The 14,101-nt window shown below is 68.6% G+C and carries 14 protein-coding genes and 1 pseudogene; 2 read left to right on the forward strand and 13 right to left on the reverse strand.

Annotation, left to right across the window (positions count from 1 at the left end):
- Window positions 1-29 precede the first annotated feature (29 nt).
- The gene (locus ACFU8Q_RS30505; RefSeq protein ID WP_384459891.1) at window positions 30-1,271 is read left to right on the forward strand and encodes a tyrosine-type recombinase/integrase; all 1,242 of its coding nucleotides are present in this window, start codon (window positions 30-32) and stop codon (window positions 1,269-1,271) included.
- On the opposite strand, the gene ACFU8Q_RS30510 is transcribed toward ACFU8Q_RS30505, so the two are convergent.
- The 6 genes from ACFU8Q_RS30510 to rpsB all read right to left on the reverse strand — a co-directional run bounded on the left by ACFU8Q_RS30510 (window position 1,268) and on the right by rpsB (window position 6,904).
- Window positions 1,268-1,723 (reverse strand): hypothetical protein, encoded by a 456-nt coding sequence (locus ACFU8Q_RS30510; protein ID WP_384459894.1) that lies wholly within the window; start codon window positions 1,721-1,723, stop codon window positions 1,268-1,270. The two genes, ACFU8Q_RS30505 and ACFU8Q_RS30510, sit on opposite strands and share 4 nt — an antisense overlap.
- 592 nt (window positions 1,724-2,315) lie before the next feature.
- Complete coding sequence (locus ACFU8Q_RS30515) at window positions 2,316-3,401, reverse strand: phosphatidate cytidylyltransferase (protein WP_384459897.1); 1,086 nt, start codon at window positions 3,399-3,401, stop codon at window positions 2,316-2,318.
- Window positions 3,401-3,958 carry a ribosome recycling factor gene (gene frr, locus ACFU8Q_RS30520; protein ID WP_384459900.1) on the reverse strand — a complete coding sequence of 186 codons (558 nt, stop codon included), beginning with the start codon at window positions 3,956-3,958 and terminating at the stop codon, window positions 3,401-3,403. The genes ACFU8Q_RS30515 and frr overlap by 1 nt, the downstream gene beginning before the upstream one ends.
- Before the next feature lie 180 nt (window positions 3,959-4,138).
- On the reverse strand, window positions 4,139-4,915 hold the full coding sequence (pyrH, locus tag ACFU8Q_RS30525; protein ID WP_384459903.1) for a UMP kinase: 777 nt from the start codon (window positions 4,913-4,915) through the stop codon (window positions 4,139-4,141).
- Window positions 4,916-5,074: 159 nt separating this feature from the next.
- Window positions 5,075-5,911, reverse strand: coding sequence for a translation elongation factor Ts (tsf, locus tag ACFU8Q_RS30530; RefSeq protein WP_384459906.1), 837 nt, complete (start codon window positions 5,909-5,911; stop codon window positions 5,075-5,077).
- Window positions 5,912-6,010: 99 nt separating this feature from the next.
- The gene (gene rpsB / locus ACFU8Q_RS30535; protein ID WP_384459909.1) at window positions 6,011-6,904 is read right to left on the reverse strand and encodes a 30S ribosomal protein S2; all 894 of its coding nucleotides are present in this window, start codon (window positions 6,902-6,904) and stop codon (window positions 6,011-6,013) included.
- A 499-nt stretch (window positions 6,905-7,403) separates the two neighbouring features.
- Between rpsB and ACFU8Q_RS30540 the strand changes: the two are divergent.
- A pseudogene (locus tag ACFU8Q_RS30540) lies at window positions 7,404-7,706 on the forward strand (peptidoglycan DD-metalloendopeptidase family protein); the annotation flags it as partial.
- A 215-nt stretch (window positions 7,707-7,921) separates the two neighbouring features.
- Here ACFU8Q_RS30540 and ACFU8Q_RS30545 read toward each other — a convergent pair.
- The 7 genes from ACFU8Q_RS30545 to ACFU8Q_RS30575 form a co-directional block, all read right to left on the reverse strand.
- The gene (locus ACFU8Q_RS30545) at window positions 7,922-8,488 is read right to left on the reverse strand and encodes a TetR/AcrR family transcriptional regulator (RefSeq protein ID WP_384459925.1); all 567 of its coding nucleotides are present in this window, start codon (window positions 8,486-8,488) and stop codon (window positions 7,922-7,924) included.
- A gap of 119 nt (window positions 8,489-8,607) precedes the next feature.
- Window positions 8,608-9,444, reverse strand: coding sequence for an RNA polymerase sigma factor WhiG (gene whiG, locus ACFU8Q_RS30550; RefSeq protein ID WP_266748964.1), 837 nt, complete (start codon window positions 9,442-9,444; stop codon window positions 8,608-8,610).
- A gap of 242 nt (window positions 9,445-9,686) precedes the next feature.
- Window positions 9,687-10,955, reverse strand: a complete 1,269-nt coding sequence (dprA, locus tag ACFU8Q_RS30555; RefSeq protein WP_384459913.1) for a DNA-processing protein DprA — start codon at window positions 10,953-10,955, stop codon at window positions 9,687-9,689.
- The gene (locus ACFU8Q_RS30560) at window positions 10,952-12,577 is read right to left on the reverse strand and encodes a YifB family Mg chelatase-like AAA ATPase (RefSeq protein WP_384459916.1); all 1,626 of its coding nucleotides are present in this window, start codon (window positions 12,575-12,577) and stop codon (window positions 10,952-10,954) included. Before ACFU8Q_RS30560 ends, dprA begins: the two co-directional genes overlap by 4 nt.
- A complete protein-coding gene (locus tag ACFU8Q_RS30565) occupies window positions 12,577-12,936 on the reverse strand; it encodes a YraN family protein (RefSeq protein ID WP_384459919.1) in 360 nt (119 codons plus the stop codon). The genes ACFU8Q_RS30560 and ACFU8Q_RS30565 overlap by 1 nt, the downstream gene beginning before the upstream one ends.
- Window positions 12,937-13,168: 232 nt before the next feature.
- Entirely contained in the window at window positions 13,169-13,477 is a 309-nt protein-coding gene (locus ACFU8Q_RS30570) for a DUF2469 domain-containing protein (protein WP_003965949.1), read from the reverse strand.
- Window positions 13,478-13,540: 63 nt separating this feature from the next.
- On the reverse strand, window positions 13,541-14,029 hold the full coding sequence (locus tag ACFU8Q_RS30575; protein ID WP_384459922.1) for an NUDIX hydrolase: 489 nt from the start codon (window positions 14,027-14,029) through the stop codon (window positions 13,541-13,543).
- Window positions 14,030-14,101 lie beyond the last annotated feature (72 nt).

The raw sequence follows: 14,101 nt of genomic DNA on the forward strand, positions 1-14,101 counted from the left end.
CCCCCGCTGCATGCCCACAGGAGCATCCTTTGGCCGGCCACATCCAAGACCGCTGGTTCAAGACCGAGCCTACCGCCGACGGCAAATCCATCCGAGTGAAGACTGACCGGTACGGGCTCGGACTCCGCTACCGCGCCCGCTACGTCGGCCCCGACGGCACCGAGAAGTCGAAGTCCTTCCCGGACCGCCAAAAGCGGCTCGCCGAAAACTGGCTCGCCAACGTCGCCTCCGACATGTCGCGGGGCCAGTACATCGATCCCCGCGCGGCCCGGGTGACGTTCAAGGGGTACGCCGAAAAGTGGCTCAAGGCGCACAGCGCGGATCTGTCCAGCCAGATCGTCACCGAGCAGCGTCTACGCCTGCACGCTTTCCCCATCCTCGGGTCGCGCCCGCTCGACTCCTTCCGGCCTGAACACCTGCGCGAACTGGTGAGCGCCCTTGAGGCCAACCCCGGCGTGAGCGGCGCGTACGCGCGCAACATCTACGGCGACGTTCGAGCCGTGCTGAGCGCGGCCGTGGATGACGGTCTACTGCCTCGCAACCCGTGCTCTGCGAAGTCCGTGCGCCCGCCGTCGGTCGAGCGACGGCGAGTGACTCCGTGGCTTCCTTCTCAGGTTCAGGCGGTGCGCAGGGCACTGCCTGCGCGCTACCGGACCATGGTGGACACCGGGGCGGGGTGCGGGTTGCGGCAGGGGGAGATCGTAGGACTCGCTGAGGACGCGCTCGACTTCGAGGGGGGCATTCTCAGGGTCGTGCGGCAGGTGAAGCTCATCCAGGGGAAGGCCGTGTTCGCGCCGCCGAAGTGCAACAAGGAGCGCGACGTGCCTCTGCCGTCCTCGGTGGCAGAGGCACTGCGGGAGCACATGGACGCCTGCAAGCCGGTCGAGGTCACCTTGCCGTGGCGAAAGCCGGACGGTCCGAAGGTCGCGGCCCGCCTCCTGTTCACGAACACCGCGAACGGTGTCGTCTGGCGGAGCAACTTCAACATCCAGGAGTGGAAGCCCGCCCTTGCGCTGGCCGGTCTCATCCCGGGCGCGCGGGACGGCAAGTACGACTCCGCCCGGGAACACGGGATGCACGCACTGAGGCACTTCTACGCCTCGGTGCTACTGGACGCCGGCGAGAGCATCAAGGCCGTCAGCCAGTACCTGGGGCACACCGACCCCGCGCTCACGCTGCGGGTGTACGCGCACCTCATGCCGTCCACCCAAGACCGCACCCGCCGCGCAGTGGACGCGATCCTGGGGAGTGGCGACGACTCCGAAGGCTAGAGATCTGGCCTCCAGTTGCCCTGCTCTCGACGCTTCTCCCAAACCGGCACCGCCGCCGCGAGAGCGCCCTCAAGGTTCGTTTCGAATGACTGGCCATTCTTGCGAACCTCTCGCGCGTACTTCTTCGCCTCCGTGAGGGCGAGGTCCACGTACTGGGGACTGAAGTCCTTCCAAAGACGAACCTCGTCGGCAAGTCTCCGGTGAAGGGACTGCCGTGTGACTCCGTACGAATCGGCCAGGAAGTCCCAGGGCACACCACTCGCTCTGAGAACTGCTGTCGCTAACGCTTCGACGCGCAAGAGCTGGTCTCGGAACTCCGGCAAGAAGCGCAAGGCGAAGGCGGGCCCGTCCGCGGGCATGGCGATCGTGCTGCTGGTGCTAGCTAGGTTCAACGCCTCCACCGCAAGTTGCGCCAAGAGCGCGTACGTCTGGTCGTCCTGTTCGGAAGTCATGACCCGAGCTTGTCAGCTAAATGCTGACAAGCGTGGTGGATCTCGCCTCGAAGCTGAGTGACACCGAGGCCGTCTATCGCGGACCGCCTAAAGCTCTCGGCCCAGGAGGCCAAATGAATCTGCCGGTCAGTCCCACGACTGTCAGCGAGCAGGATGCAGGAGCCACCGCCGGCACCAGACAACTCACACACCAAGGGGCGGCTGGCACGCTGTGGCCCCTTCTGCTCTGCATCATTCAGGCCGGAGAGGCAACCGTCAGGGAAGTCGCTCAACTAATGGTGATCACGATCATCTACATGGTTGTGGATACCGCCTGCGGGGCGGTGCGCCTGCGCGGACAAGCTCACCACGGGAGGCGAGAACAGCGCAGGATCCGAGCCGGACGGCCCACAGACGGCCCAGCCTGAATCGCACGTCGCGCCACGTGGGCAAAAGCGCAGGTGAGACGGCTTACGTCGCCGGAGTAACGCCAGATCTCCGGGCTTAGGCATGGTCCATCCAGTGTCGCAGACAGAACAGTGAGGGCCCGCCGCCCTGTGGACAACGGACCCTCACTCGTAAAAGCCCAGGTCAGGAAGGTAGAGCTCGGGGGTCAGCCGGAGCCCACGAACAGCACCAGCAGAAGCCAGACCACCGGGGCGGTCGGCAGCAGCGAGTCCAGCCGGTCCATGATGCCGCCGTGCCCCGGCAGCAGCGTGCCCATGTCCTTGATGCCGAGGTCCCGCTTGATCATCGACTCACCCAGGTCACCGAGGGTGGCGGTGGCCGCGACTGCGAGCCCCAGCAGCAGCCCCTGCCACCAGGAACCGCCGTCGATCAGGAACTGCATGCACAGCGCACCGGCCGCCATCGCGAAGGCGACGGCTCCGAGCAGGCCCTCGCGGGTCTTCCCGGGGCTGATGCGCGGCGCGAGCTTGTGCTTCCCGAAACGCCAGCCGACGGCGTAGGCACCCGTATCGCTGACGACCGTCAGCAGCAGAAAGGTGAGCACCCGCTGCGGTCCGTCGTCCGCGGTCAGGAGCATCGCGACGAACGTGGCCAGGAACGGTACATAGAACGCGGCGAACACGCCCGCCGTGACGTCCTTGAGGTAGCCCTCCGGAGGCTCGGTCATCCGCCAGACGAGCACCGCGAGCGCGGTCAGCGCCATCGCCACCCAGGCGCCCTCGGCACCCCGCGCGTATCCGGCCACGACCATTGCCGCGCCACCGACCGCCAACGGGATGAGCGGCGCCTTGATGCCCTTGCGCTCCTCCAGTCGTGAGGTGAGCTCCCACAGACCCACGACGACGGCGACGGCGATCACACCGACGAAGACGGCTTTCACGATGAACAGCGAGGCGACGATGACGGCACCGAGCCCCACACCGACCCCTATGGCGGCTCGCAGATCACGGCCCGCACGCTTCTTCTGCGGGGGAGGCGGCGCGGTGGACATGGGCTCCTGCGGCTTCTGGTCGCGGAACAGAGGGCCGCCGCTCAGGCGTGCAACCCCCCGGTCCCGGTCATCACGGTCGTCAGCGTCTCTACCTGCGTCGGAAGCGTCCGGCACGATGGGCATGGGCCGAGTCTGCTGGGCCTCATGCACATCGTATGCAGGACCCGCCGGAGCTGCCTGCATCTCGGGCGGACCCCAGTGGCCGGCTCTCTGCGGGGCGCCCCAGGAAGAGTCGTTCATCAGACTTCGAGCAGCTCGGCTTCCTTGTGCTTGAGCAGCTCGTCGACCTGTGCGACGTACTTCGCGGTGGTGTCGTCGAGTTCCTTCTCGGCGCGACGCACCTCGTCCTCGCCGGTCTCCTTGTCCTTGACCAGCTTGTCCAGCGTCTCCTTGGCCTTGCGGCGCACGGCCCGGATGGAGATCTTGGAGTCCTCGGCCTTCGTCTTCGCGACCTTGATGTACTCGCGACGACGCTCCTCGGTGAGGTCCGGGAAGGTCACTCGGATGATATTGCCGTCGTTGCTCGGGTTGACGCCGAGATCCGAGTCGCGGATGGCCTGTTCGATGTTGCGCAGCGCGCTCTTGTCGAACGGCGTCACCACGGCCATGCGCGGCTCGGGCACCGAGAACGAGGCGAGCTGGTTGATCGGGGTCAGCGCACCGTAGTAGTCGGCGACGATCTTGTTGAACATTGCCGGGTGGGCACGGCCGGTACGGATCGCGGCGAAGTCCTCCTTCGCGACGACGACGGCCTTCTCCATCTTCTCCTCGGCCTCAAGGAGGGTTTCTTCGATCACCACGTGCTCCTGCGTGTCTTGAGTGGGCCCGGCGTGCTCGGGCCCGGCGGGTCCTGGGTCGCGTCCTCACCTGCACGGTGTCCGACCGGCAGGCCGTTGTCCATCCTTCGGGACCTGTCCCGGGGTGTTCCCCGCAGGCCCCGGGCCCTCCCATGGCTTACCGGGAAGGCCCCCCGGTTCTCAGGCCCGGGTGCCCTGGTCACTCACGAGCGTGCCGATCTTCTCACCCTTGACCGCGCGGGCGATATTGCCCGTGGCGGTCAGTTCGAAGACGAGGATCGGCAGCTGGTTGTCACGGCAGAGCGTGATGGCGGTGGCGTCGGCGACCTTGAGATCGCGGGCGAGCACCTCGCTGTACTCGAGGGCGTCGAACTTCACCGCGTCGGGATTGGTCTTCGGGTCGGAGTCGTAGACCCCGTCCACGCCGTTCTTGCCCATGAGCAGCGCCTGGGCGTCGATCTCCAGGGCGCGCTGGGCGGCGGTGGTGTCGGTGGAGAAGTACGGCATCCCCATACCGGCGCCGAAGATGACGACGCGGCCCTTCTCCAGGTGGCGCACGGCGCGCAGCGGAATGTACGGCTCCGCGACCTGTCCCATGGTGATGGCGGTCTGGACCCGGGAGTCGATGCCCTCCTTCTCCAGGAAGTCCTGGAGAGCCAGGCAGTTCATGACCGTGCCGAGCATGCCCATGTAGTCGGACCGGGCCCGGTCCATGCCGCGCTGCTGGAGTTCGGCACCGCGGAAGAAGTTGCCGCCGCCGATGACCACCGCGATTTCCGCGCCGTCGCGGACGACTGCCGCGATTTCCCGGGCGATGGCGTGTACGACGTCGGGGTCTACACCGAGACCTCCGCCGCCGGCGAACGCTTCTCCGGACAGCTTCAACATGAAGCGTCCGGGCACCTTGCCGTCCTCGCGCTTGTGGTCACCTTTGGCGGCGTCCGCGCCCTTGTTCATGGAGATTCTCCTCGTGCACATACGAAGAAGGCCATTGCCTGTGGGTCTGGTGTCCCTCAGCGGCAATGGCCTCCTCGTCAGATCTGCGGTCGTACGGCATGAGTGCGGCCGACGACTGCACTAGACCCTAACGGGGTCCACCGTTGTTCGCGGACGGACTCAGATGCCGACCTTGATGCGCGAGAAGCGCTTCAGGGTGACACCGGCCTCGTCCAGAACCTTCTGGACGGACTTCTTGTTGTCCTTGGCGAACGCCTGCTCCAGGACGACGACGTCCTTGAAGAAACCGTTGACGCGACCCTCGACGATCTTCGGAAGGGCGGCTTCCGGCTTGCCCTCCTCGCGAGAGGTGGCCTCGGCGACACGACGCTCGTTCTCGACCGTCTCGGCCGGGACCTCGTCGCGGTTGAGGTACTTCGGGGCGAAGGCGGCGATGTGCTGCGCGACGTCCTTGGCGACCTCGGCATTCTCCTTGTCGAGCTCGACCAGCACACCGACCTGCGGCGGAAGATCGGGCATCGTGCGGTGCATGTACGCAGCCACGTAACCGCCGGTGAACTGCGCGAAGCGGTCCAGGACGATCTTCTCGCCGAGGTTGGCGTTGGCCTCGTCGACGTACGCCTGGACGGTCTTGCCGGCCTCGATCTCGGAGGCGAGCAGCGCTGCCAGGTCGGCCGGCGAGGTCGCGGCGACGTGGGCGGCGAGCGTGTTGGCGACGGTCTGGAACTTCTCGCCCTTGGCGACGAAGTCCGTCTCGCACTTCAGCTCGAGCAGAACGCCGGAGGTCTTGTCCTCGGAGATGAGGGAGACGACGGCGCCGTTCTCGGCAGAACGGCCCTCGCGCTTGGCGACGCCCTTCTGACCCTTGATACGGAGCTCCTCGACGGCCTTGTCGACGTTGCCGTCGGCCTCGTCGAGCGCCTTCTTGCAGTCCATCATGCCGGCGCCGGTCAGCTCGCGGAGCTTCTTGACGTCAGCGGCGGTGTAGTTCGCCATGAGTCTGTGTTTCTCTCTCGAAGTCTGAAAGATCTACGGGTGAACGGCGGGGGCGGCGCTTGTGGCACCGGCCCCCGCCGTCATCAGCCGTGACGGGTGTCAGGCCTGCTCGGCGTCCGCGGCGGGGGCCTCGGCGGCGGGGGCCTCGGCCGGCTTCTCGGCGTCCGCGACCTTCTCGGTCTCGGCGGAGGACTGGACCTCGGCGTCGGCCTTCTTGTCGCCCTCGAGCAGGTCGCGCTCCCACTCGGCGAGCGGCTCGCCAGCGGCCTTCTCGCCCGGCTTCGAGTCACCGGTGGCGGCACCGGAACGGGCGATGAGGCCCTCGGCGACGGCGTCGGCGATCACGCGGGTGAGCAGGGTGACGGAGCGGATCGCGTCGTCGTTGCCCGGAATCTTGTAGTCGACCTCGTCGGGGTCGCAGTTGGTGTCGAGGATCGCGACGACCGGGATGTGGAGCTTGCGCGCCTCACCGACGGCGATGTGCTCCTTCTTGGTGTCGACGATCCAGACGGCGCTCGGCACCTTCTGCATCTCGCGGATACCACCGAGGGTCTTCTCCAGCTTGGCCTTCTCGCGGGAGAGGACCAGGAGCTCCTTCTTGGTGAGGCCGGAGGCGGCCACGTCCTCGAAGTCGATGAGCTCGAGCTCCTTCAGACGCTGAAGGCGCTTGTAGACGGTGGAGAAGTTGGTGAGCATGCCACCGAGCCAACGCTGGTTGACGTACGGCATGCCGACGCGCGTCGCCTGCTCGGCGATGGCCTCCTGGGCCTGCTTCTTGGTACCGACGAACATGATGGAGCCGCCGTGGGCGACGGTCTCCTTGACGAACTCGTAGGCGCGGTCGATGTACGACAGCGACTGGAGCAGGTCGATGATGTAGATGCCGTTGCGCTCGGTGAAGATGAAGCGCTTCATCTTCGGGTTCCAGCGACGGGTCTGGTGACCGAAGTGGACGCCGCTTTCCAGCAGCTCCCGCATCGTAACGACGGCCATGGCCGTACTCCTTGAGGTGCTCGGTTGCCGCGACCGCAGGATTGCTGTCGCGCCTGACGCCCCGACGCGCCGTGCCACAAGGGACCGAGGAGCGCGGCCACCATCCGCAGAGAGGGAGGTGGAGGGGCGTGCGAAGTCGACCCGGTGACCCGGATCGCCATAGGAAGTGTACGGGACGGGCCGGGTGCCGGGTGACGGCGTTGTCCACAACCGGTCGGTAGTCCACAGATCCGGACCATGATCCCCGCGAATCCGCGCGACGCGGGACCGTTCTGCCATGCGATGCACACCTGATCCGACCGTTTTCCCTTCCCTTCCCGTGCGCGGACTCCGGTCCGTGCGCGGACTCCGGTCCATGCGCGGACTCCGGTCCATGCGCGGACTCCGGTTCTGCGAAACCGCGCTCGTGCTCGTGCTCGTGGCACTGGTGACCCTTCTCGCGACGCTGTGCGGTGCGTCGGCCGCAACAGCGGCGGGGACGGGGGCCGTGCCTGCCGCCATGTGGCCACTGGCCGGGCGGCCGGTGGTCGTACGGGGATGGGAGCCGCCGGCCGACACCTATGGGCGTGGCCACCGCGGGGTGGATCTCGCCGCGGAGCCGGGCACGGCAGTGCTTGCCGCGGCCTCGGGCCGGGTCTCGTTCGCAGGGCGTGTGGCAGGGCGCGGGGTGCTGGCGATCGAGGTGGCCGGTACGGGTGATCCGCCGCAGCGGACCACGTACGAGCCGGTGCGCGCTCTGGTCGCGAAGGACGAGGAGGTGGTGACAGGACAGGTCGTGGCAGTCATGGAGGCAGGGCCGTTCCACTGCGCGTCGGGCTGTCTGCACTGGGGGCTGCGGCGCGGTGACGCGTATCTGGATCCGTTGTCGCTGCTGCCGCCCGGGCTGCTGCGACGGGGGCCGTCCCGGCTGCTCCCGGTGTTCGGCGTACCGGAGCTGCGGCCCTCGGCCGAGGGGGCCGGAGACGGACTCGCCGCCCCCGGCGTTCTGTTCGTCGTCGCCGCCGTGCGGCCCCGACGTCAGTCCCGTACGCCCTGCACGCCGCGCAGGACCATGGCGACAGCGGTGTCCGCGATCACGCCCGGCTCCTCCGCCACGCCGAGTTCGATACGCCGCACCGCAGCGTCCACCGAGCCCTGCAGCAGCATCGCCGCCAGCCTGGGCTGTTCATGGCCGAGGTCGCCGAGCGCCTCGACGATCATGGCGATCAGCCCGCCGTGCGCGGCCCTGATCTTCTCGCGTGCGCCCGCGTCCAGTTCGCTCGCCGAGATCGCGACGACCGCCCGGTGGCGGCGGTCCCCGACGAGGTCGAGCTGTCGCCGCACGTAGGCCTCGATCTTCGCCTCCGGCGTGGAGGCCTGCTCCATCGCACCTTCGACCTCGGTCGCCCAGACGGGGAAGTCGACGGCGCAGAGCTCTTCGACGACGGCCGCACGGGAGCGGAAGTACTCGTAGACGGAGGACCGGGCAAGGCCCGTGCGTTCGGCAAGGGCGGGGAAGGTCAACGCCTCCGTACCGCCCTCGGACAGCAAGGAGCGGGCGGCGTCCAGGAGGGCGCCACGCTGCATGGTCCGGTGCTCGGCCACCGAGGCCGCTCGAATCCTGGGCACCCATCCACTCTACGGCGACCGGTGTCCTGGAGGGCGCGTAATGCCCCTATCGGTGACCGAAGCAGCCACAGCCGCACCGGTCACCGGGAGGGGGCTCAGCGGCCGGCGTCGGCCAGTTTCGCGCGCAGTTGCAGCACCGATTTGGTGTGGATCTGGCTGACACGGCTCTCGGTGACCCCGAGCACGTTGCCGATCTCGGCGAGCGTGAGGCCCTCGTAGTAGTAGAGCGTGACGACCGTTTTCTCGCGCTCCGGAAGCGTGTTGATCGCCCGAGCGAGCAGCCGTCTGAGCTCACGGTCCTCGGCGACCTCCACCGGATCGTCGGCGGCGGTGTCCTCGAGCGTGTCCATCAGGCTCAGCCGGTCGCCGCCCTCGCCGCCGACGTGCAGCAGCTCTTCCAGCGCGACCACGTTCGCGAGGGACAACTGGCTGAAAACCGCGTGCAGTTCCTCCAGCGCGATGCCCATTTCCGCAGCGACCTCCGGCTCGGAAGGGGTGCGTCGCAGCTGCGCCTCCAGCGTGGCATAGGCACGTTCCACGGCCCGCGCCTTCTGGCGCACCGAGCGCGGGATCCAGTCCAGCGCCCGGAGTTCGTCGATCATCGCGCCCCGGATGCGGGTGATCGCGTACGTCTCGAATTTGATCGCGCGCTCGATATCGAACTTCTCGATCGCGTCGATCAGCCCGAAGACGCCCGAGGAGACGAAGTCCGCCTGCTCGACGTTGGAAGGCAGGCCCACACTCACCCTGCCCGCGACGTACTTCACCAGCGGCGAGTAGTGCAGGATCAGCTGCTCCCGCAGCCGCTCGTCGCCCGTGGACTTGTAGGAACGCCACAACTCGTCGAGTGAGGAGGGGGCAGGGGGGCGCACAGTGCCACGCGCAGCCGGTGGTACTGCCGCGCGGTCAGACCCGGAGGTGTGCTGGGGCATGTGGTGCCTTGAGCCGTTCTGCTGTGAAGTGCTGGGGGACTTGTGTCTGAGTCGGAATCCTTGTGAGCGTAGCGTGACTGAGGCGTCGCGGTCCGCGCAGGACAGTGGATCGGCGCTGTGCCATTCCGGCCGATCGAACATGTCTGAGGTCCGGGACCGTCGCCGCGTGCGCCGGTCCCGGAAGCGTCGCTGAAGGATCCGCCGAGGTCATCGGCATCACCTTTTCACCCGAATGCTCCAGGTCAAGTACCGCCTCGCCGCGCGTCGCCATTGCATATACGTGGCGGCGTCAACCGCCATCCGTCGCCATCGCGTTCGACGAACCCCAGTGAGTGCAGTTCGTACAGCCTGCCGAGTGCTTCGTCGGCGCTGGTTCCCGCCGTGCGGGCCACCTCGCGCCCGCTGACGGCGCCGCGCGACGGCAGCGCGTCGAGGACCCTGGCGGAGACGGCGTCCAGCAGGTCCCTGGGGTGTACGGGGCCGTGCCTGGCCGGAGCCAGTTCGCCGATGTCCCCCACCAGTTCGGCTACCTCCGCAGCGTCCGTCACCAGGATGCCTTCCCCACGGAGTAGTTCATGGACTCCTGCCGACAACCCGCTGGTGGCGGGGCCCGGCACGCCCATGGTGAAGCGGCCGAGTCGCTGCGCGCTGCGTGCGGTGGCCAGCGAACCGCTGCGGTATTCGGCCTCGACCACCACCGTCCCGCGCGTCAACGCGGCGATGACCCGGTTCCGGAGAATGAATCTGCTGCGGGTCGGATGATCGGATGGTGGCAACTCTCCGATGACGAGCCCTTGTTCCGCCATGCGTCCGATCAGCTCGGCATGGCCCCGGGGATAGGCGACGTCCACCCCGCAGGCCAGGACCGCCATCGTCGCCCCGTCGACGGCGAGCGCGCCACGATGAGCTGCCCCGTCCACCCCGAACGCCGCTCCCGAGACCACCACCCACCCCAGCTCGGCGAGCCCCGCGCCGAGGCTCGCCGCCATGTGGGAGCCGTACGGCGTGCAGGCACGGGCGCCGACCACGGCGACCGAGCGCAGCGCCCAGAGCCGCAGATCGCGCGGTCCCCGCACCCACAGGCCGGTCGGCCTGGCGTCCCCCAGGTCGTCGAGCTGGCTGGGCCACTCCCGCTCGCCGGGGCAGACGAACCGCCCGCCGAGCGCTGCGACTGCCGCGAGGTCCTGCTCGGGCTCGGCGTTCTCGGCCCGTAACCGATACCCGTCGAGACGTTTCGGAGTCATTCCGGTCAGTTGCTCAGCGGCCCCGTCCCTGGTGGTGATCCGCCGTATCAGCTCGACGGCGCCGAGTTCGCGCAGCCATCGGCCGCCGTGCTCGTCCCCCGGCTCCAGGATGCGGGTCAGCGCGGCCCGCGCCAGGCGTTCCCGATCGCTCGCCGCCACTCCCGGCTCCCCCTCCGGTCCTGGCTCGGGCCCAGCGGCGTGCTCCGGGTCCCGCCCCGGTGCGCGCCCCGGGTGCTGCCCCTGTTCATGGTCCGCCCGCACTGTCATGACGCTCCGGCCTCCATCAGGGTGCCCCGGGGGATCCCGGTACGCAGTTCCAGCGCCACCGCGATGTCGGAGGCTTCCGGCCGGTCTGCACCTCGCAGATCGGCGACGGTCCACGCCACCCTGAGCACCCGGTCCAGGCCCCGAGCCGTGAGCATGCCGCGTTCCATGTCCCGTTCGGCTTCCATGAGCGCGCCCGGTGCCGCGACCAGCCGGGTCCGCAGCTCATGGCCGGGCACCTCGCTGTTGGTCGTCCACGCGGTGCCGGCCAACCGCTCCGCCGCCCGTGCCCTCGCCTCCCGGACCCGGGCCGCGACGATGGCCGTCGACTCGCCCCTGGCGTCCCGCTCCATCAGGTCCGCGCGCCTGACGGGATCGACGACCACCCGCAGGTCGACCCGGTCGAGCAGGGGCCCGGAGAGCCTCGACTGATAGCGGCGGACCGCCGACGGCGCGCACTCGCAGCCGGCGCCGCTGAGTGAGTGCCGACCGCACGGGCAGGGATTGGCGGCCAGCACCATCAGGAATCTGGCGGGCAGCCGCACCACCCCGGCGCTGCGTGCCACCACCACGTGTCCCGACTCCAGTGGCTGACGCAGCGCGTCCAGCACCCGCATGGAGAATTCCGGTGCCTCGTCCAGAAAGAGAATCCCTCGGTGGGCCAGGGAGACCGCACCGGGCCTAGGCAGCCCGTTGCCCCCGCCGACCAGCGACTGCATCGTCGCCGAATGGTGCGGTGCGCAGTACGGCGCCCGGGTGACCAGTGGTTCCCCCGGCGGCAGAATGCCGGCCACCGAGTGCACCGCGGTGACTTCCAAGGACTCCTTCCTCGTCAACACCGGCAGGATCGCCGGCAATCGCTCGGCGAGCATGGTCTTGCCGGCGCCCGGCGGCCCGGAGAGCAGCAGATGGTGGCCGCCCGCCGCGGCGACCTCCAGCGCCTTGCGGGGCCGCAGTTGCCCTGCCACGTCCGCGAGATCCGGCGGGTTGCCGTCGCCCTGTGCGGCCCCCCGGGCGAGCCCGGTGCCGATCCCCGCGCCGGGCACCATCAGCCCGGCCAGCATGGTGTCGGGGCGCCCCTCGTCGTGGGCCTGTCGCTCGTCCGGCACCGGCTCGTCGCAGAGCACCGCGATCAGCTGCCGCAGGCTCCGCACCCCGAGTACCGAGACCCCGGGCACCAGTGCCGCCTCCCCCGCGGTCTGCTCGGGCACGACGACCTGGCGGTACCCTGCCTCCGCCGCGGCGAGCACGGCGGGCAGCACTCCGCGCACCGGCCGCACCCGACCGTCGAGCCCCAGCTCACCGATCATCACCACATCGGCGATGGATTCCGGATCGATCCGCTCGGCCGCGCCCAGCACCGCACAGGCCACCGCCAGATCGAATCCGGAGCCGCCCTTCGGCACGGAGGCCGGTGACAGGCCCACCGTGAGTTTCTTCTGCGGCCACTCGGCCCCGGAGTTCACGACCGCGGCCCTGACCCGGTCCCGGCTCTCCACCAGGCTCTTGTCCGGCAGCCCCACCAGGGTGAACGCGGCCACCCCCGCCTCCAGGTCCGCCTGAACCTCCACCACCACGCCCTCGACGCCGACGAGCGCCACTGAACACGCCCGCGCGAACCCCATCAGGCCACCCCGCGCGCATGCTCGACGACGGGCGCTCCACGCCTGGGCAGTACCACACCGACCAGGTCGATCCGGACCCCGCCGGGCGGCGGGCCGCCGTGCAGGTGGAGCCAGATCCCGGCCAGTCGTCGCAGCCGCTCCGCCTTGACCGGGGTGACCGCCGCCATCGGATGCTCGAAGGCACCCGCCCTGCGGGTCTTCACCTCGCAGACCACGAGTGCGTCACCGTCCATCGCGATGATGTCGATCTCACCGGCACGACAGCGCCAGTTCCGTTCCAGTACGGACATGCCGGCTTCGGTCAGCAGCCGCGCCGCCAGATCCTCGCCGAACCGCCCGAGTGCCCCCCGTGCGTTCATATCGGCACCACCTCCGGGACCGACTCTGACGCGTTCGGCCCCGGCTTGTGGATCTTGGTGGACAACTCCTGGATTGTGGACAACTCGGCCACCCGGAGGTGGGAATCGATCCCCCGGAACCGGGGATCACCCGAAGGTGGGGGTCAACCCCCAAAGGGGGCCGTCGATCCCTTTCGGATCTTCCCCCTCGAATCCTCCTCGGATCCCCCTGGGTCTCCCCCGGAGAGCGGGCTCAGCCGCCCGGAAGTTCGAGATCGCTCTTGTTGAGCTCCTCGATGTTGACGTCCTTGAACGTCAACACGCGTACCTGCTTGACGAAGCGTGCGGGCCGGTACATGTCCCAGACCCAGGCGTCCGCCATGGATACTTCGAAAAACACCTCGCCCTGAACCGAGTGCACCTGCATCTCGTAGTCGTTGGTGAGGTAGAAGCGCCGTTCGGTCTCGATCACATATTTGAACAGACCGACGACATCTCGGTACTCCCGGTAGAGCTTCAGCTCCATCTCGGTCTCGTACTTTTCGAGGTCCTCGGCGCTCATTGGCATGTTCCCCTTCAGCCGTGCGTGCCCCCATTGTGCGCCAGGCCCGGCGTCCCTGGGCGCTTAGGCGATTTCGGGGGCCAGAACCATTGGCGTACGCGGAGGACCCTCGTCGAGCAGCGTGCGCAGCAACTCGGCGAGCCTGGTCGGATACACCGTCTCACGCGCCGCCGACAGTTCGGCGGAGGTCCACCACCTCAGACCCGCGACGCTGCGCTGCTCCAGCCCGGTCATCCTGCTGGTGTCGGTGGCGGTCTGCGTCGTGCGCGCCAGGAAGTACCATTCGTCCTGGTTCCAGCGGCGCCCGTCGAACGGGAACGAGCACAGCCGCTGCCAGAGCAGCGGACCCAGCTCTACATCGGTGATCCCGGTCTCCTCGGCGAGCTCGCGCAGCGCGGCCTGTTCCCGGGTCTCCGCGCCCTCCAGGCCGCCACCGGGGGTGAACCACCAGGTGCTCCCGGGGTCCTCCGGTTCGAACCCGTGTATCAGGAGAATGCGATCGTCGGGGTCCAGGAGTACCACCCGGGCGACCTTCCGCTGCTCAGTGTGCACCGGCCGTCGCCCTTTCCTGCTTGTTCCGCCTACGGTCCGATCGCGCCGACCGCGCCGCGATCGGACCGTACG

This window comes from Streptomyces sp. NPDC057543 (genome assembly GCF_042801895.1).
Taxonomy (GTDB): domain Bacteria; phylum Actinomycetota; class Actinomycetes; order Streptomycetales; family Streptomycetaceae; genus Streptomyces.

Excerpts from the sequence above, each read along its gene's own strand:
- tsf (WP_384459906.1), bottom strand. The coding sequence starts at position 5,911 with ATGGCGAACTACACCGCCGCTGACGTCAAGAAGCTCCGCGAGCTGACC.
- pyrH (WP_384459903.1), bottom strand. The coding sequence starts at position 4,915 with ATGAACAAGGGCGCGGACGCCGCCAAAGGTGACCACAAGCGCGAGGAC.
- ACFU8Q_RS30560 (WP_384459916.1), bottom strand. The coding sequence starts at position 12,577 with ATGGGGTTCGCGCGGGCGTGTTCAGTGGCGCTCGTCGGCGTCGAGGGC.
- ACFU8Q_RS30565 (WP_384459919.1), bottom strand. The coding sequence starts at position 12,936 with ATGAACGCACGGGGGGCACTCGGGCGGTTCGGCGAGGATCTGGCGGCG.
- whiG (WP_266748964.1), bottom strand. The coding sequence starts at position 9,444 with ATGCCCCAGCACACCTCCGGGTCTGACCGCGCGGCAGTACCACCGGCT.
- dprA (WP_384459913.1), bottom strand. The coding sequence starts at position 10,955 with ATGACAGTGCGGGCGGACCATGAACAGGGGCAGCACCCGGGGCGCGCA.
- ACFU8Q_RS30570 (WP_003965949.1), bottom strand. The coding sequence starts at position 13,477 with ATGAGCGCCGAGGACCTCGAAAAGTACGAGACCGAGATGGAGCTGAAG.
- rpsB (WP_384459909.1), bottom strand. The coding sequence starts at position 6,904 with ATGGCCGTCGTTACGATGCGGGAGCTGCTGGAAAGCGGCGTCCACTTC.
- ACFU8Q_RS30515 (WP_384459897.1), bottom strand. The coding sequence starts at position 3,401 with ATGAACGACTCTTCCTGGGGCGCCCCGCAGAGAGCCGGCCACTGGGGT.
- ACFU8Q_RS30510 (WP_384459894.1), bottom strand. The coding sequence starts at position 1,723 with ATGACTTCCGAACAGGACGACCAGACGTACGCGCTCTTGGCGCAACTT.